General features: G+C 73.3%; 13 protein-coding genes and 3 tRNA genes. 10 read left to right on the forward strand and 6 right to left on the reverse strand.

The annotated features are described in order from the left end of the window. Positions 1-133 precede the first annotated feature (133 nt). A complete protein-coding gene (locus J4557_RS27690) occupies positions 134-1,537 on the reverse strand; it encodes an MFS transporter (protein WP_208269671.1) in 1,404 nt (467 codons plus the stop codon). A 115-nt stretch (positions 1,538-1,652) separates the two neighbouring features. Here J4557_RS27690 and J4557_RS27695 point away from each other — a divergent pair, with 115 nt between their 5' ends. After that, positions 1,653-2,282, forward strand: coding sequence for a TetR/AcrR family transcriptional regulator (locus J4557_RS27695; protein ID WP_208269672.1), 630 nt, complete (start codon positions 1,653-1,655; stop codon positions 2,280-2,282). A 566-nt stretch (positions 2,283-2,848) separates the two neighbouring features. On the opposite strand, the gene J4557_RS27700 is transcribed toward J4557_RS27695, so the two are convergent. From J4557_RS27700 to J4557_RS27710, 3 genes are all read right to left on the reverse strand, one after another. Then, positions 2,849-2,920, reverse strand: a tRNA-Val gene (locus J4557_RS27700). 35 nt (positions 2,921-2,955) lie between these two features. Beyond that, positions 2,956-3,026: transfer RNA gene (locus J4557_RS27705), tRNA-Cys, on the reverse strand. A 40-nt stretch (positions 3,027-3,066) separates the two neighbouring features. Further along, positions 3,067-3,138, reverse strand: a tRNA-Gly gene (locus J4557_RS27710). Positions 3,139-3,284: 146 nt separating this feature from the next. Between J4557_RS27710 and J4557_RS27715 the strand changes: the two genes are divergently transcribed. The 8 genes from J4557_RS27715 to J4557_RS27750 all read left to right on the forward strand — a co-directional run bounded on the left by J4557_RS27715 (position 3,285) and on the right by J4557_RS27750 (position 13,538). Further along, on the forward strand, positions 3,285-3,986 hold the full coding sequence (locus J4557_RS27715; RefSeq protein WP_208269673.1) for an ArsR/SmtB family transcription factor: 702 nt from the start codon (positions 3,285-3,287) through the stop codon (positions 3,984-3,986). A gap of 406 nt (positions 3,987-4,392) precedes the next feature. Further along, positions 4,393-5,193 (forward strand): aminotransferase class IV, encoded by an 801-nt coding sequence (locus J4557_RS27720; RefSeq protein WP_208269698.1) that lies wholly within the window; start codon positions 4,393-4,395, stop codon positions 5,191-5,193. An 80-nt stretch (positions 5,194-5,273) separates the two neighbouring features. Then, positions 5,274-6,701 (forward strand): extracellular solute-binding protein, encoded by a 1,428-nt coding sequence (locus J4557_RS27725; RefSeq protein WP_208269674.1) that lies wholly within the window; start codon positions 5,274-5,276, stop codon positions 6,699-6,701. Beyond that, positions 6,673-7,638 carry a carbohydrate ABC transporter permease gene (locus J4557_RS27730; RefSeq protein ID WP_208269675.1) on the forward strand — a complete coding sequence of 322 codons (966 nt, stop codon included), beginning with the start codon at positions 6,673-6,675 and terminating at the stop codon, positions 7,636-7,638. Before J4557_RS27725 ends, J4557_RS27730 begins: the two co-directional genes overlap by 29 nt. After that, entirely contained in the window at positions 7,635-8,462 is an 828-nt protein-coding gene (locus J4557_RS27735; RefSeq protein ID WP_307800244.1) for a carbohydrate ABC transporter permease, read from the forward strand. Before J4557_RS27730 ends, J4557_RS27735 begins: the two co-directional genes overlap by 4 nt. Then, positions 8,462-9,586 (forward strand): ABC transporter ATP-binding protein, encoded by a 1,125-nt coding sequence (locus J4557_RS27740; RefSeq protein WP_208269676.1) that lies wholly within the window; start codon positions 8,462-8,464, stop codon positions 9,584-9,586. The genes J4557_RS27735 and J4557_RS27740 overlap by 1 nt, the downstream gene beginning before the upstream one ends. Continuing rightward, positions 9,583-10,782: a CehA/McbA family metallohydrolase gene (locus J4557_RS27745; protein ID WP_208269677.1), complete on the forward strand. Its 1,200-nt coding sequence runs from the start codon at positions 9,583-9,585 to the stop codon at positions 10,780-10,782. Before J4557_RS27740 ends, J4557_RS27745 begins: the two co-directional genes overlap by 4 nt. Beyond that, complete coding sequence (locus tag J4557_RS27750; protein WP_307800245.1) at positions 10,773-13,538, forward strand: glycoside hydrolase family 38 N-terminal domain-containing protein; 2,766 nt, start codon at positions 10,773-10,775, stop codon at positions 13,536-13,538. Before J4557_RS27745 ends, J4557_RS27750 begins: the two co-directional genes overlap by 10 nt. A gap of 9 nt (positions 13,539-13,547) precedes the next feature. Here J4557_RS27750 and ppgK read toward each other — a convergent pair whose 3' ends face one another. Continuing rightward, complete coding sequence (gene ppgK / locus J4557_RS27755; RefSeq protein ID WP_208269701.1) at positions 13,548-14,306, reverse strand: polyphosphate--glucose phosphotransferase; 759 nt, start codon at positions 14,304-14,306, stop codon at positions 13,548-13,550. Positions 14,307-14,438: 132 nt separating this feature from the next. On the opposite strand from ppgK, the gene sthA reads away from it, so the two are divergent. After that, positions 14,439-15,851 carry a Si-specific NAD(P)(+) transhydrogenase gene (gene sthA, locus J4557_RS27760; RefSeq protein ID WP_208269678.1) on the forward strand — a complete coding sequence of 471 codons (1,413 nt, stop codon included), beginning with the start codon at positions 14,439-14,441 and terminating at the stop codon, positions 15,849-15,851. On the opposite strand, the gene J4557_RS27765 is transcribed toward sthA, so the two are convergent. Next, positions 15,852-16,265, reverse strand: coding sequence for an SsgA family sporulation/cell division regulator (locus J4557_RS27765; RefSeq protein WP_151541842.1), 414 nt, complete (start codon positions 16,263-16,265; stop codon positions 15,852-15,854). It lies immediately after the preceding gene. Between the last annotated feature and the right edge of the window lie 301 nt (positions 16,266-16,566).

Consider the following 16,566-nt stretch of genomic DNA (forward strand, 5'->3'; position numbering starts at 1 on the left):
CCGCCATCAGCCCCGAAAAGCGCCATCCCACGCCCCTGCGAAGCAGCGCAGCAGACCAATGAAGAGATCCGTGGCACAGCGCGGTCCATGAAGCGGCGTGCTGCGCGAAACAGCGCAGCGCGGGTCACCGGGGTCAGCGTGGCCGGGCGGGGGCGGTGTCGTGGCGGAGGGCGAGCGTGATCGGCGCGGTGGCCGCGACGGCGGCGACGGCGAGCCCCAGGGCGGTCCGGAAGCCCGTGGCGAACGCCGCGCCGGCCAGGAGCGGGCCGAACACCGCGACGCCCGCGGACGAGCCGACCTGGCGGCCGGTGTTGAACGCGGCGGTCGCGGCCCCGGTGAGCGCGGCGGGGACCGACTCGACCAGCCGCGTCGTCATCGCGGCGACGACGATGCCCGCGCCGAGGCCCGCCGGGGTCATGGCCAGCAGCATCGGCCACTCCTGCGGCAGCGGCCCCACGGCCAGGATCGCCGCGACGGCGCCGCCGAACAGCAGTTCCCCGGCCAGCAGTGCGGCGGTGGTGCCGAAGCGGGCGAGCAGCGACGGCGTCACCAGGTTGCCGAGCGCGATCAGCCCGGTGAACGGCAGGAACGACAGCCCGGCCACCAGCGGGGGCTCTCCCTTCACGTCCTGGAGCAGCAGGCTCAGCGCGAACATCACCCCGTAGAAGGTGAAGTTGAACAGCATGCCGAGCACGGTCGTGCCCGAGAAGCCCGCGCGCCGGAAGAGCCCGAGCGGCAGCAGCGGGTCGGCGGCCCGGCGCTCCGCGAGGACGAAGGCCGCGAGCCCCGCCGCGAAGACCCCGCCTGCCGCCAGTACAGCCGGGTGCGTCCAGCCCAGGTGCGGGCCCTCGATCATGCCGAAGACCAGGCCCGCGATCGCGGCGCCCGCGGTGAGCTGGCCGCCGAGGTCCAGCCGGCGGGGACGCGCCGGGACCGCGCCGACCCGGGCCAGCGCCACCGCGGCCGCCGCCGTCCCGAGCACCGCGTTGACGAGGAACACCGCCCGCCACCCGGCCGCCGCGATCAGCACCCCGCCGACCAGCGGCCCGGCCGCCAGGCCGACCCCGCCGGTCGCGCCCCAGACGGCCACCGCGCGGGCCCGCCCGGCGGCTCCCCGCGCACCGGACGTCGCCAGCGTCAGCGAACTCGGCAGCAGCAGCGCGGCGCCTGCTCCCATTGCGAGCTGGGCTGCGATCAGCACCGGGACGGCCCCGGCGGCGGCCGCGACGGCGGACGCGGGCGCGACGACGGCCAGGCCCGCGAGGAAGACCCGGCGGGCACCGAGGGCGTCCGCCAGTGCTCCCGCGCTGATCAGCCCGGCCGCCAGCGTCAGCGTGTAGGCGTTGACGATCCATTCCCCGGCCGCAGGCCCTCCGTGCAGCGCGCGCAGCATCGTCGGTAGCGCGAGCGTCACGATCGTGGTGCCGAGGAACACCATGAACGCCGCCGCCGAGCCCGCCGCCAGCGCGGCCCGGTCCCCTCTCCCGGCCTCCTGTTCGGTGCCCTGCAGCGGCTTCACCTGCGTCTTCGTCTTCATGGGCACCCCTCCAGCAACCGGACGCACCTCGTCCAGTTGCAGACGCTAACACAAGCGGACGACGGTCGTCCATTTAACTGGAGGGCGCCCGTCCGTTTGCTGGTAGATTGGTGCCATGGACGTGACCTGGCCCGCCGTGGACCGGCTGCTGGACGACGGGACCGGGCACCGGCCCCGCGCCGATGCCCGCCGCAACGTGGAACGCCTGGTGGCGGCGGCCCATGAGGCCGCCCGCGAGGCCGGTTCGGAGATCACCGCGCACGACATCGCGCGCCGCGCCGGCGTCGGGATCGGCACCTTCTACCGCCGCGTCGGCTCGCTGGAGGACCTGCTGAAGGCCGTCCTGGACGAGCTGATCGGCGAGATCATCGCGTCCGCCGACGCCTGTCTGGCCGCCGACGACCCGTGGGAGGGCTTCCGCGCGTTCGCCGCGTCCTACATCCGCCGCCGCAACGAGCTGTGCGACATCAACGAGGCGCTCGGCAACGTCCTCGACCACTCCCGCGCCGACCTGCGCGACCGCATCCGCAGGCTGGTCGAGCGGGCGCAGGAGGCGGGCGCCGTGCGTACCGACGTCATGTGGACCGACGTGGCGTTCCTGCTGGTCTCCGCGGCGACGGGGCCGCACACGCTCGGCCTGCGGGCTGGCGAGGAGCAGTGGGACCGCAACCTGCACGTCATCCTGGACGGCCTGCGCGCCCCCGGCTCAGGCGACCTGCCGGGCGAGCCCCCGCGGGCACCCTGACAGGCGTCAGGTCAGCACCGCGCCGGGGGAGACGGCGCCGGCCCAGCCCGTCGGCGAGCGCCTTGGCGGACTGGCCAAGGCGCCGCGCCCTCGCCATTCGCCGCCCAGCCACGTCACACCTGACAACGCGCCCCCACTGAGAGCCAAACCGGTGGAAGCCCAGCAACGCCAGCCACGAGGGGGCAAGGGGCGAAGCCCCAAGACCACCCGCCAAGCAGAGGAAGCCCAGCAACCTCAGCCACGAGGGGGCAAGGGGCGAAGCCCCAAGACCGCTCACCAGGCAGAAGAGGCCCACAACCTTAGCCACGAGGGGGCAAGGGGCGAAGCCCCAAGACCACCCGCCAAGCAGAGGAAGCCCAGCAACCCCAGCCACAAGGGGGCAAGGGGCGAAGCCCCAGAAAACAGAAGCGGCGCAAGGAGAAAGGTCGCCACGGACCGCAACCACAAGGGGGGCGTGGGGGGCGGAGCCCCCCACATCGGGGGTCCGGGGGTCGCCCCCCGGGTCAACACGAAGAGGGAGTGGCCGGCCCGCGCTCTCCGCGGGCACACCACTCCCAACTCCATCGTGGGCGATACTGGGATTGAACCAGTGACCTCTACCGTGTCAAGGTAGCGCTCTCCCACTGAGCTAATCGCCCGTGCACGTGGTCTCCGGGGGGAGTCACGGCGGTTGAGGTGGAGACGGGATTTGAACCCGTGTACACGGCTTTGCAGGCCGTTGCCTCGCCTCTCGGCCACTCCACCAGAAGAGACCTTCTGGGTCACAGCCTGAAAGGCCCCTCAGAGCGGAAGACGGGATTTGAACCCGCGACCCTCACCTTGGCAAGGTGATGCTCTACCCCTGAGCCACTTCCGCGTGTGCTGCCCGGTGCCTTGCGGCCCCTTGCGGCGACGGGGAAAACATTAGCGCGTCCGGGGCCGTTACCCAAACCGGGTTTCCCGGCGGGGCGCGTCGCGGACGCTTCGATGCGGGTCGAAGGATGCGGCGCCTAGGGTCGGGGTATGGCGGAACTTGCTGTTTCTTCGGACATCGCCCCGGTGGCGGCGCTGCTGGCCGATCGGGCGCGGGCGGCGATGCTGACGGCTCTGCTGGACGGGCGTCCGCTGGCGGCGGGGGAGTTGGCGCGGACGGCGGGGGTGAGCGCGCAGACGGCGAGCGCGCATCTGGGGCGGTTGCTGGAGGCCGGGTTCGTCACGGCGGTGAAGCAGGGGCGGCACCGGTACTACCGGCTGCAGAACGCGGAGGTGGCGCAGGTGATCGAGGCGCTGTCGCGGATCAGCCCGCCGGTGGAGGTGCGGAGCCTGCGGCAGTCGCGGGACGCGCGGCGGCTGCATGAGGCGCGCACGTGTTACGACCATCTGGCGGGCGAGGCGGGGGTGGCGCTGTTCGCGGCGCTGGTGGACGGCGGCCTGATCGAGCGGGACGGCGAGGAGTCGTACGAGGTCACGGAGAAGGGCGAGGACCGGCTGGGCGCGCTGGGGCTGGACGTGCCGGCGCTGCGGCGGGCGCGCCGCAGGTTCGCGTGGCACTGCCTGGACTGGACGGAGCGGCGGCCGCATCTGAACGGGGCGCTGGGCGCGGCACTGACGGACCGGATGATCGAGCTGGGCTGGTTCGAGCGGGGGCGGACGCGGCGGGCGTTGGAGGTGACGGACGAGGGGCTGCGGGGTCTGGCGGACTCGTTCGGCTGCGTGCTGGTCTGATCTCCGATCGCGCCGGGCGGCGCGCGGGGTCCAGGCCGTAGGGCAAAGGGGTCGGCGCCTCGTCTGAAACCGTTCGCCATGCCGGTTCCTCCCGCTTCGGCGAGATCTGCGGCGTGGCCCGGGGCGCAGGCTCGGCCGGATGAACTCGAAACCCGTCCCCCGGTGGCCGTACTGTGGGGCCATCGGCTGGGTGGACGCGGACTCCCGGCACGGCGCTCCCGCAGCGGGCGTCCGGAGCCCCAGGGCGGACGGAGGCCCGCCGCGCTACGGGCGCCGGCACCGCCCGGAGTCCGGTCCGCACCGCGAACGGCGCGAGGCCGGGCTGAAGGCGCCCGGCCATGGGAGGTGGCTTCGGGTGACGGCGCAGTCCCACGACGGGCGGGCCAGGATCTGGCTGAACGGCGAGATGGTCGATCCGGAGCGGGCCGTGGTGTCGGTGTTCGACCACGGCATGCTGGTCGGCGACGGCGTCTTCGAGACGGTGAAGGCCTCGCACGGCGAGCCGTTCGCGCTGACCCGGCACCTGCGGCGGCTGGCGGCGTCGGCGAGGGGTCTGGGGTTGCCGGAGCCCGATCACGACGCGCTCGCGCAGGGGGTGCTGGAGGTGCTGGCGGCGGCGCCGAGGTGGCCGCTGGCGCGGATCCGGATCACGTTCACGAGCGGTCCGGGGCCGCTGGGCTCGGCCCGCGGCGACGCGGGCCCGACGGTGTCGATCATCGTGGACGAGCAGGCGCCGTTCCCGGCCACGGCCGACGTCACGGTGGTGCCGTGGCAGCGCAACGAGCGGGGCGCGCTGGCGGGGCTGAAGACGACGTCGTACGCCGACAACGCGCTGGCGCTCGCCTACGCCAAGGAGCGGGGCGGCGGCGAGGCGATCTTCGGGAACCTCGCGGGGAACCTGTGCGAGGGGACGGGCAGCAACGTGTTCCTCGTCCGCGGCGGGCGGCTGGTGACGCCGCCGCTGTCGTCGGGCTGCCTGGCCGGGGTCACGCGCGCGCTGGTGCTGGAGTGGTGCGGCGGCGAGGAGGAGGACGTCCCGCTGGAGGAGTTCTACCGGGCGGAGGAGGCGTTCCTGACGTCGACGACCCGGGACGTCCAGCCGATCCGGGCGGTGGACGGCACCGTCCTGCCCGACGCCCCGGGGCCGATCACCGCGAAGGCGATGGAGGCGTTCGCGGCGCGCTCCGCCGAGCTGATGGATCCCTGATCAAGAAAGCGGTCGCCGGGGTCTTTACGTGATCGCGTTCTTCGGTGACGTTAAGTGGTGACGCTTGTAGGAGGTCACCCATGGTCGGCTCCCGCAGGGACATCTCCACTAGGCGGATCGGCGCGGCGGCCGCGCTCGTGCTGGCGGGCGCGGTGCTCGCCGGCTGCGGCGGCGGCGGATCCTCGACCGATCCGAATCGGGGCAAGGACGCCAAGAGCTTCACCCTCACCATCACCCGGAACGCCATCGCGGGCGGCAAGAACGCCGGCGAGGCCGAGTGGCTCACCAAGACCGTCATCCCGAGGTTCGTCGCCGCCGAGAAGGCGAAGGGCATCACCGCGAAGGTGACCTTCCGCGGGCAGGGCGTCGACGACGAGGCCTACAAGACCAAGCTCGCGCTGGACCTGAAGTCGCGGTCGGGCGCCGACATCATGGACATCGACGGCATCTGGGTGGGGGAGTTCGCCCAGGCCGGGTACATCAGGCCGCTGAGCGAGGTCGTGGGCGCCCCGGCGGACGCCTGGGACGGCTGGTCGCAGATCCCTGGATCGGTCCAGCAGTTGGCCCTGTTCGACGGGAAGAAGTACGGCATACCGTCCGGTACCGACGGGCGGCTCCTCTACGTCAACAAGAGGCTGTTCGCGCGGGCGGGCCTGCCGGCGGACTGGCAGCCGAAGAGCTGGCAGGACGTCGTCGCGGCGGGCCGCGCGCTCAAGAGGCTGCCCGGCGTGACCCCGATCCAGCTGGACGCGGGCACCGCGATGGGCGAGGCGACGAGCATGCAGGGCGTGCTGCCGCTGCTGGCGGGCGCGGGCGCCCAGATCTACCAGGACGGCACGTGGACCGGCGCCGGGCCTGCGCTGAAGAGCGTCCTCGGCCTGTACGCGCAGATCTACGGGCCCGAGAAGCTCGGCGATCCGAAGCTCCAGGAGGAGGCGAAGGGCCGCGACAAGTCGTTCGAGGAGTTCGCCGCCGGGAAGATCGGCATCCTGGCGGAGGGCGACTACCTCTGGCGTGACGTGCTGAACCCCAAGGACGGCGTCGCGAAGATGAGGACCCGCGACACCGACGTCGGGTTCGCGCTGATCCCGGCGGTCTCGCCGGGCAAGGGGGTGCGCGGCCAGTCGTTCGTGAGCATGTCGGGCGGGCCGCTGACCGTGATGAACCCGAACACCAAGTACCCGCAGCAGGCGTTCGAGTTCATGGAGTTCATGAACTCCGCGGACATGGTCAAGGCGCGCACCGCGGGGACCCCCGAGATCACGTCCCGCACGGACGTCAACAAGCAGATCCTCGCGGGCGACCCGCTGCTGACGTTCGTGTCCGAGAAGGTCCTGCCGGTCACGTCCTACCGGCCGGGCCTGGCGGTCTACCCGCAGGTGTCGACGGCGCTGCAGGAGGCCACGGCGGCGGTCGTGTCGGGCAAGAGCCCGGACCAGGCCGCCGCGCAGTACGCCAAGAAGCTGGAAGGGATCGTCGGTGGCCCCTCTCACGTCTCCCCCCGGTGAGGCGGCGCGCCGCGGCGGCATCGCCGCGGCGTCCGCCGGCGGGGACGCGGCGGGGCTCGGGCGCGGGCGCGCGGCGGCGTTCGTCGCGCCCGCGCTGGTCCTCATCGCCGTGTTCCTGGTGTTCCCGGCGCTCTGGACGCTCTACCTCGGCACGACCGACTACCGGCTGACGGGGATCGCGGCCAGCGAGCCGAGGTTCGTCGGCGCGCGCAACTACGGCGACGTGCTCGGCGACGGCGACTTCCACCGCTCGCTGTGGCTGACGCTGCAGTTCGTGCTCGGCTCGGCGGTGATCGGGCAGACGCTGCTCGGGTTCGCGATCGCCTGGGTGATGCGCGACCGGACGGGGTTCGTCCGGCGGGTGGTCGAGGCGCTGGTGCTGCTGGCGTGGATCCTGCCGGGGTCGGTGATCGCCTTCCTGTGGATCGCGCTGCTGGACCGCGACGGCGGCACGCTGAACGCGCTGCTCGGCACGCCCGGCACGGCCTGGCTGATCGACCATCCGATGGCGTGCGTGATCGTGTTCAACGTCTGGCACGGCACCGCGTTCTCGATGATGCTGTACGGCGCCGCGCTGGGGAACGTTCCACCCTCGCACCTGGAGACCGCGCGGCTGGCCGGCGCGTCCACGTTCCAGACCCTGCGGGACGCGGTGCTGCCGCGCATCCGCGGACACGTCCTCACCAGCCTGCTGCTGATCAGCCTGTGGACGTTCAACGACTTCACCCCGTTCCTCATCACGGCCGGCGGGCCGGACCGGCGGTCGGAGATCATGTCGGTGTACGTCTACCGGACCGCGCTCGGCGACGGCCGGCTCGGCTTCGGCGCCGCCATCTCGCTGATCATGATCCTGATCAACCTGGTGATCGCGCTGGTCTACCTGCGCGCGCTCCGCGACCGCGGCCGCCGCGAGCCGCGAGAGGCGGTGGCGGCGTGAACACGGTCGTCCGCGAGACACTGCGCAGGATCGGCCTGGCCACGTTCGTGTCGGCCGTCCTCGGGTTCTTCGCGCTGCCGCTGCTGTGGCTCGCGTTCACCCCCTTCGACGCGAACCCGGGCATCGCGGCGTCCCTGCCCGACTTCACCCTGCACAACTTCAAGGTCCTCATGGACAACCCGTACGCGCTGGAGTCGCTGCGGAACTCGGTCCTGCTCGCCGCGGGGACGGCCCTGCTCGTGGTCGTGTGCGCGGCGCTCGCGGCGTACGCGCTGAGCCGCGTCCGGGTGCCGGGGCGGGACGCGTTGCTGTACGTCCTGCTCCTGCTGTCGTCCATCATCACCGGGACGGCGGCGATGGTGCCGATCTTCCTGCTGGCCTTCAACCTGCACCTGATCGACTCGCGCCTCGGGGTGGTCCTGGTGCTGACCGGCGGGCTGCTGCCGGCGGCGATCTTCCTGCTGAAGGACTTCACGGACTCGACGCCGACGTCCTACGAGGAGGCCGCGCGGGTGTTCGGCGCGTCGCCGCTGCAGATCCTGCGGCACGTGGTCGTCCCGGTGATCCGCCCCGGCCTCGCGACCGTCGGGGTGTGGACGGTCGCGCAGGTGTGGGGCGACTTCCTGATGCCGTTCCTGCTGCTCCGCAATCCGGACAAGGCCCCCGCGTCCGTGATCATGTACACGTTCTACACCGAGGGCGGCCAGCCCGACCTGCCCCTGATCTCCACGTTCTCGCTGCTGTACTCCCTGCCGGTCGTGGCCATGTACCTGTTCGTGAGCCGCCGGTACGGGTTCCGCTTCCACGGAGGGATCAAGCGCTGATGGCGGCCATCACCATTCGGGAGCTGACGAAGGTCTATCCGGGCGGCGTGCGGGCCCTGGACGCGCTGGACCTGGACGTCGCGGACGGCGAGTTCTTCGCGCTGCTCGGCCCGTCCGGCTGCGGCAAGACCACGCTGCTGCGGACCGTCGCGGGGCTGGAGTCCGCGACGTCCGGGACGGTCGCGCTCGGCGGGGCCGACGTCACGCGGCTGCCGCCGGGCCGCCGCGACGTCGGCATGGTGTTCCAGGACTACGCGCTCTTCCCGCACATGAGCGTCCTGGACAACATCGCCTACCCGCTGAAGATCAAGAAGCGGAGCAGGGCCGACCGGCACGCGCGCGCCGCCGAGGCCGCCGAGTACCTGGGCCTGGAGGGGCTCGGGAGGCGGCGTCCCGGCGAGCTGTCGGGCGGCCAGCAGCAGCGCGTCGCGCTGGCCCGCGCGCTGGTCGCCGAACCGCGCATCTTCCTGCTGGACGAGCCGCTGTCCAACCTGGACGCCCGGCTGCGCCTGGAGGCCCGCACGTTCCTCAAGCGGCTGCAGAAGGAACTGGCCGTGACCACCGTGTTCGTCACCCACGACCAGGCGGAGGCGCTCGCGCTCGCCGACCGCATCGCGGTCATGGAGAAGGGGCGGATCCGGCAGCTCGGCACCCCCACCGAGGTGTTCCGGCGCCCCGCGAACCTGTTCGTCGCGTCGTTCATCGGCTCCACGCCCATGAACCTGCTCCCCGGACGCGTCGGGAACGGGCACGTCGTCGCGGCCGGCGCCGTCCTGCCCCTGCCCGACGAGGCGCGGGCGATCCCGGCGGGGGAGGAGATCGTCTGCGGGGTACGACCCGAGTACCTCGACTACGCCGACCGGCCCGCCGACGGGGCGTTCGCCGGGCGCGTGTCCGTGGTCGAGCACCTGGGCGGCAGCGCCCTGGTGACGCTGGACGTGGAGGGCGAGCCGGTGCACGTCGTCGTGGGGGAGGGGCGCGAGCCCGCGCCCGGTGACGAGGGCTGGGCGCTGCCCAGACCCGGCCGCCTCCTGCTGTACCGCGACGGCGAGCTGGTGGCCGGGGCGGACCCGTCCGATGTGCCCGAGCCGAGGATGGCCCCGACCGGGAAGGAGAACGGATGACCGTTCATCGGGGGAGATGGACCCTGGAAGACCGCCTCGAGAAGGGGCTGCGGGAACTGCCGTTCGACGTCCCGGCCGGGACGGCGGCGGTCACGGTGGAACTGTCGTTCGACGGCGGCGTCATCGACCTCGGCTGCGGCGGGCCCGGCGGGTTCCGCGGCTGGTCGGGCGGCGCCCGCCGCGCGTACACGGTCGCCGCGGACCGGGCGACGCCCGGCTACCTGCCGGGCGAGCTCGAACCGGGCACCTGGCACGTGTGGCTCGGCCTGCACCGGATCCCGCCCGACGGCGTCCCGTACGAGGTCACGGTGACCACGTCATCGTCGCTCCCAACGCGTCCGGAGGTCCCGGCGCCGCCGCCCCGCCCCGAGCGCCCGCCGCGCCGTGACCTGCCCGCGCCGCCCGGCATGCGGTGGCTCGCCGGGGACCTGCACTCGCACACCGTGCACAGCGACGGGACGCTCACCGTCCACGAGCTGGCCTGCCTCGCCGCCTCGCGCGGGCTGGACTACCTCGCGGTGACCGACCACAACACCGTCAGCCACCATCCCGAGCTGCCCGCCGCCGGCGCCCACGCGGGCGTCCTGCTGCTGCCCGGCCAGGAGGTCACCACCGACCTCGGGCACGCGAACGTGTTCGGCGACACCGGCTGGGTCGACTTCCGCCGCCCGAGCGCCGACTGGGCCGCGTTCGCGGCGGCGCGCGGCGGGCTGATGTCGATCAACCATCCGCTCAGCGGCGACTGCGCGTGGCGCCGGCCGCTGCCGCCCGAGTCGCGGCCGAGGTTCGCCGAGATCTGGCACCCGTCCTGGTGGGACCGGCGCTGGGGCGCCCCGCTGGCCTGGGCGGACGTGTGGCGGCCCGCCGGGATCGTCCCGCTCGGCGGCAGCGACTTCCACGACCCCGCCCAGTTCAAGAACCTCGGCGAGCCCGTCACCTGGGCGCTCGCCGAGGAGGACCGGGTGCTCGACGCGCTCGCCGCCGGGCGGGTGGCGGTCTCGGCGGGCCCGGACGCGCCGGTCCTGCTGCGCGTCGAGGACGACCTGATCGCGCTGGACGCCGACGGCACCGTCCTCGTCCGGCCGGACGGGCGGCGCCTCGCCGTCCGGGGCGACAAGGTCCGGGTCCCGGCGGAGGGGCCGGGCATGCACCGCCTGGAATCCCACGAGAACGAGGTGATCGCACTGTGCGGCTGACGGACGGCGAGCGGATGGAGGACGGCGGGCCGGCGGAGGACGGCGGGCGGGCGGACGCCCCCGAGATCGTCGTCGTGCCCCACACCCACTGGGACCGCGAGTGGTACCTGCCGTTCCAGCGGTTCCGGCTGCGGCTGGTGTCGCTGATGGACGGCGTCGTCGACCGGATGGACGCCGACCCGCGCTGGCGCTTCACCCTCGACGGCCAGATGGCGGCCGTCGACGACTACCTGGAGATCCGCCCCGAGCGGCGCGACCGGGTCGCCGCGCTGGTCCGGGACGGGCGGCTGGCCGTCGGGCCCTGGCAGATCCTGCACGACGAGTTCCTGTGCTCGGGGGAGAACATCGTCCGGAACCTCGAGCTCGGCATGCGCCGCGCCGAGGAACTGGGCGCGGCGATGATGGTCGGCTACCTGCCCGACCAGTTCGGGCACTGCGCGCAGACACCGCAGATCCTCCGGCTCGCGGGGATCGAGCACGCGTGCGTATGGCGGGGCGTCCCGGACCGGGTCAGGGCCCGGTCGTTCGCGTGGGAGGCGCCGGACGGCACCGCGATCCGCACCCAGTACCTGCCCGAGGGCGGCTACGGCAACGCCGCGTCGATGTTCGAGGACTCCGCGGACGGCGCGTCGCTGCTGCCCGGCCGCGCCGCCGGGTTCGCCGAGTCGATGGGCCGCTGGTACCCCGACGGCGGCCCGCTGCTGGCGATGTACGGCGCCGACCACACCGCGCCCGCCGCCGACCTCGCCGACCGCGTCGGCGGCGCCGGCGTCCCCATGCGGCTCGACACCCTCGCCGGGTACTTCGCCGGCCAGGCCCCGTCCACGACCGGCCTGACCCGGGTGCGCGGGGAGCTGCGCTCGCACGCCCGCGCCAACATCCTGCCCGGCGTGATCTCGGTGCGGCCCCGGCTGAAGCAGCTGATGGGACGCGCCGAGCGGCTCGTCGAACGGTACGCCGAACCGCTCGCCGCGCTCTGGTACGCGGGCGACGCGCAGCGGTTCCTCGACCTGGCGTGGCGGCGGCTCGTCGAGGTCAGCTGCCACGACTCCGTCACCGGCTGCGGCAGCGACGAGACCGCCGAGCAGGTCGCCGCCCGGATGGCCGAGGCCGAGCAGCTCGGCCGGGCCGTCTGCGACCTGGTCACCGCCGAGCGCGCCGCGTCCGTGCCGCTCGGCGCCCACCTCGTCTTCAACCCGACCCCGGACGCCCGGGCCGGGCTGGTGTTCCTCGACGTCCCCGGCGGCGGCGAGCCGGGGCTGGAGACCGGCGACGGGCGCCCGGTGCCCGTCCAGGTCCTGGAGACCGCGCCGACCGTGCTGGACGACGCCGTCCACCCCGCGTCCGCCCTGCCCGTCCTGCTGGAACGGGTGTACGGGCGGGTCCTGTTCGGGCAGGAGATCCGCGACTGGTCGGTGTCGCGGGACGACCGCACCCTCACCTTCCACGTCACGGCCCGCGCGGACACCCCGTTCGACATCGGCGACGTGCGGGCGGCGCTGAGCGGCGCCGACGGGGAGTGGCGGGTCCGCATCCTGGCCGACCCGCGCCGGAGCGTCGCCGCGCTCGTCGAGGTGCCCGCGCTGGGGCTGGCGACCATCCGGGCGGGCGCCCCGGCGGCCCCGGACGCCCCGGTCGCGGCCGACGGGCACGCCCTGGACAACGGGCTGCTGCGCGCCGAGGTCCGCGACGGCGGCACCATCGGGCTCCGCACGCCCGGCGGCGCCGTGATCGAGGGCATCGGCCGGATCGTGGACGGCGGCGACCTCGGCGACTCCTACAACCACGCCCCGCCCGCCGCGGACCGCCTCGTCGGCGCCCCCGAGTCGGTCCGCGTCGAGCCGGTCTGGGACGGGCCGCTCGTCGCCGCGCTCGACATCGTCCGGACGTACCGCTGGCCCGCGCACGGCGACGCCGCCGCCGGCGCCCGGTCCGAGGCGGAGGAGGAGGTCACCGTCGTCACCCGCGCCGAGCTGCGCGCCGGCGAGCCGTTCCTGCGGCTGCGCGTCACCTTCGACAACCGCTGCGCCGACCACCGCGTCCGGCTGCACGCGGCGCTGCCCCGGCAGGCGGAGTCGTCGTTCGCCGAGGGGCAGTTCGCGATCGTCGAGCGCGGCCTGACGGCCGAGGGAGGGTTCGGGGAGCGGCCGCTGCCGACCTACCCCGCGAACGGGTTCGTCGCCGCCGGCGGCCTGGCCGTCCTGCTGGAGCACGCCACCGAGTACGAGGTCACCGGGGGCGGGCGCGAGATCGCCCTCACCCTGATGCGCTCGATCGGCTACCTGTCCCGCGACCGCAACGCCTACCGCGACCAGCCCGCCGGACCGCAGCTGCCGACGCCCGGGGCGCAGTCCCGCGGCGAGCGGACGGTCGGGATGGCGATCATGCCGTACGGCGGCGACCGGCCCGGCGACGACGTGGTGGAGGCCGCCGAGAGGTACCGGCACGACCTGCTCGCCGCCGCCGGCTACGGCCCGGCGGACGCGCCCGCTCCGCCGTCCCGGGACGGCCTGTCGATCACCGGCCCCGGCGTCGCCATGACCTCGCTGCGCCCCCGCGGCGACGGCTGGGCCGAGGCGCGGATGGTCGCCGAGACGCCCGCGCCGACCACCGCCGTGCTGCGCGGCGCTTTCACCGAGGCCACCCGCGCCGACCTGCGCGGACGCCCCGGCGTGCCGCTCGACGTGCACGACGGGACGGCCGTGCTGGCCCTGCGCCCCTGGGAGATCGCCACCGTCCGCCTCCGGATGCGGTGAGGCGCGGGGTCAGCGGGCGGCCCCGACCGGATGCGCCGCGGCCGCCGCCATCGCCGCGCCGACGATCCCGGCGTTGTTCACCAGCCGCGCCGGGACGATCGGCGCCCGCACGCCCTCGATCAGCGGGACGAACCGGTCCGCCTTCTTGCTCACCCCGCCGCCCACGATGATCAGCGACGGCGAGATCAGCGCCTCCAGCCGCGCCATGTACTCGCTCAGCCGCTTCGCCCACCTCTCCCAGCCGAGGTCGTGCTCCTCGCGGGCCTTCGCCGACGCCCGCACCTCGGCGTCCTTCCCGCGGATCTCGATGTGCCCGAACTCGGTGTTCGGCACCAGCACCCCGTCGGTGAACAGCGCGCTGCCGATGCCCGTCCCGAGCGTCAGCACCACCACCGTGCCCCTGCGGCCGCGTCCCGCGCCGAGCCGCATCTCCGCGACCCCGGCCGCGTCCGCGTCGTTGAGCAGGGTGATCTCCCGCCCGGTCGCGTCCGCGAGCAGCGCCCCCGCGTCCAGCCCCAGCCAGCGCTCCGAGACGTTCGCCGCCGACAGCGTCACCCCGTCGATCACCACGCCCGGGTAGGTGACGCCGACCGGGCCGTCCCACCCGAAGTGCTCGACCACCTCGGCGACCACCCCGGCCACCGCGCCGGGCTCGGACGGCTGCGGCGTCGCGACCCGGTAGCGGTCCTCGGCCAGTTCCCCGGTGGACAGGTCGACCGGGGCGCCCTTGATCCCCGACCCGCCGATGTCGATCCCCAGCATCCGCATGCTCATGACCTACCCCTGACCCCGCTTCCTGATCTCCCTGTGCCCGCCCGACGGCCAGGGTAGGCCGCGAAGATCGCGATTCGTCCCCGGGAAACCCTTATGCCGGGCGCGCCCCCCGGTCAGACTGGGGACGTGAACGACTTCGATCTCCTCGTCCTCGGTTCGGGGCCCGGCGGGCAGCGCGCTGCCATCGCCGCCGCCAAGCTCGGCCGGAAGGTGGCCGTCGTGGATCGCCGCGAGATGATCGGCGGGGTCTGCATCAACACCGGGACGATCCCGTCCAAGACCCTCCGCGAGGCCGTCCTCTACCTCACCGGCCTCAACCAGCGCGAGCTGTACGGCCAGAGCTACCGGGTCAAGGACGACATCACGGTCGCCGACCTCGGCATGCGGACCCAGCACGTCATCGGCCGGGAGACCGACGTGATCCGCAGCCAGCTGGCCCGCAACCACGTCACCGTGCTGCCGGGCACCGGCCGGTTCGTCGAGCCGAACGCGGTCGCCGTCTCCGGCGGGCGGGACCCGGGCGGGCGGGAGCAGAAGGTCACCGCCGACCGGATCGTGATCGCGACCGGCACCCGCCCCGCGCGCCCGGACAGCGTCGCGTTCGACGAGAAGACGGTCATCGACTCGGACGGCATCATCGACCTGGACCACGTCCCAGAGACGATGGTCGTGGTCGGCGCCGGGGTGATCGGAATCGAGTACGCCTCGATGTTCGCCGCGCTCGGCACCAAGGTCACCGTGGTCGAGCGGCGCGACCGGATGCTCGAGTTCTGCGACCTGGAGATCGTCGAGGCCCTCAAGTACCACCTGCGCGACCTCGCGGTCACCTTCCGGTTCGGCGAGACCGTCGCGTCCGTCGAGCGGATGGCGCGCGGCGCGATCACCGTGCTGGAGAGCGGCAAGCGCATCCCCGCCGACACCGTGATGTACTCCGCCGGGCGCCAGGGCATGACGGACGGCCTGCAGCTGGAGGCCGCGGGGCTCGCCGCGGACCACCGCGGCCGCATCAAGGTGGACGAGCACTACCGCACCGAGGTGCCGCACATCTACGCCGTCGGCGACGTGATCGGCTTCCCGTCCCTGGCGGCCACCTCGATGGAGCAGGGACGCCTCGCGGCCCACCACGCGTGCGGCGAGCCGGTGTCGGACATCATCGACCTGCAGCCGATCGGGATCTACACCATCCCGGAGATCAGCTTCGTCGGCCGGACCGAGGACGCCCTGACCGAGGCCAAGGTGCCCTTCGAGGTCGGCGTGTCGCGCTACCGCGAGCTGGCCCGGGGCCAGATCATCGGGGACTCCTACGGGATGCTCAAGCTCCTGGTCTCCCCGGACGACCGCAAGCTCCTCGGCGTGCACGTCTTCGGCACCGGGGCCACCGAACTGGTGCACATCGGGCAGACGGTCATGGGCCTGGGCGGCACCGTCGACTACCTGGTCAACGCGGTGTTCAACTACCCCACGCTCGCGGAGTCGTACAAGGTCGCCGCCCTGGACGCGATGAACAAGATGCGCCACATGGCCCGGTTGACCGAGTGATCACGACGGCCAGAGCAGGTTCTCCAACTCGTCGTCGATGTCGATGAACTCGCTCTCCTCCCCGGCCGGGACGGCCTGGTAGGTGCGGTGCAGGAAGTCGGCCAGGGGCGGGAGCGGCACCTCGAACAGGGCGTTGCCGAACGGCGACGACAACGCGATGTTCAACGTCCCGTCGTCCCGGGCCGGCCAGACCTCGACGTCCCCGTCCCCGACCTTGCGCACGATCCCCACGGTGAGCAGCTCCCGTGCGAAGATCCACTCCACCGGCTCGTCGTCGCCCACGTAGAACGCCATCCGGATCGCGTACGGGTCGTCGGCCGCGTACTCCAGCCCGGCGAGCAGGGGAACGCTCGTGCGGTCGGGGACGACGAGACGAAGGCCCAGCTCCGCTGAGACTGTGGTACTGCTGTTCATGGCCATTCCCTCTTACGTCGGTCCCGCTGGCTCGCGGGGTGCTCCGGTGAGTGCTTCTCCCTCACACGGATGTCCCCCCGATCTATGACGCCTAACTGCCGCGCCGCGGTCCGACATTCCATGCCCCCCGGCCGGTGTGATCCATCTCACGCTCGCAAAACCGGCTCCTGACCTGCGCAAAAGCCGATCTTCGCCAGAAGGTCGACGCCCGCCGGCGACCGGCCGCGGCCGGGTAGGCTCGCACCGTGAGGCGGCGATCTTCTGGCCTAGGGTAAAACTGTGACAATCAATGATGAAAAGG

Source organism: Actinomadura nitritigenes, assembly GCF_017573545.1.
GTDB classification, from domain to species: Bacteria; Actinomycetota; Actinomycetes; order Streptosporangiales; family Streptosporangiaceae; genus Spirillospora; species Spirillospora nitritigenes.

Excerpts from the sequence above, each read along its gene's own strand:
- J4557_RS27725 (WP_208269674.1), top strand. The coding sequence starts at position 5,274 with ATGGTCGGCTCCCGCAGGGACATCTCCACTAGGCGGATCGGCGCGGCG.
- J4557_RS27740 (WP_208269676.1), top strand. The coding sequence starts at position 8,462 with ATGGCGGCCATCACCATTCGGGAGCTGACGAAGGTCTATCCGGGCGGC.
- J4557_RS27715 (WP_208269673.1), top strand. The coding sequence starts at position 3,285 with ATGGCGGAACTTGCTGTTTCTTCGGACATCGCCCCGGTGGCGGCGCTG.
- J4557_RS27745 (WP_208269677.1), top strand. The coding sequence starts at position 9,583 with ATGACCGTTCATCGGGGGAGATGGACCCTGGAAGACCGCCTCGAGAAG.
- J4557_RS27695 (WP_208269672.1), top strand. The coding sequence starts at position 1,653 with ATGGACGTGACCTGGCCCGCCGTGGACCGGCTGCTGGACGACGGGACC.
- ppgK (WP_208269701.1), bottom strand. The coding sequence starts at position 14,306 with ATGCGGATGCTGGGGATCGACATCGGCGGGTCGGGGATCAAGGGCGCC.
- J4557_RS27720 (WP_208269698.1), top strand. The coding sequence starts at position 4,393 with ATGGTCGATCCGGAGCGGGCCGTGGTGTCGGTGTTCGACCACGGCATG.
- J4557_RS27765 (WP_151541842.1), bottom strand. The coding sequence starts at position 16,265 with ATGAACAGCAGTACCACAGTCTCAGCGGAGCTGGGCCTTCGTCTCGTC.
- J4557_RS27690 (WP_208269671.1), bottom strand. The coding sequence starts at position 1,537 with ATGAAGACGAAGACGCAGGTGAAGCCGCTGCAGGGCACCGAACAGGAG.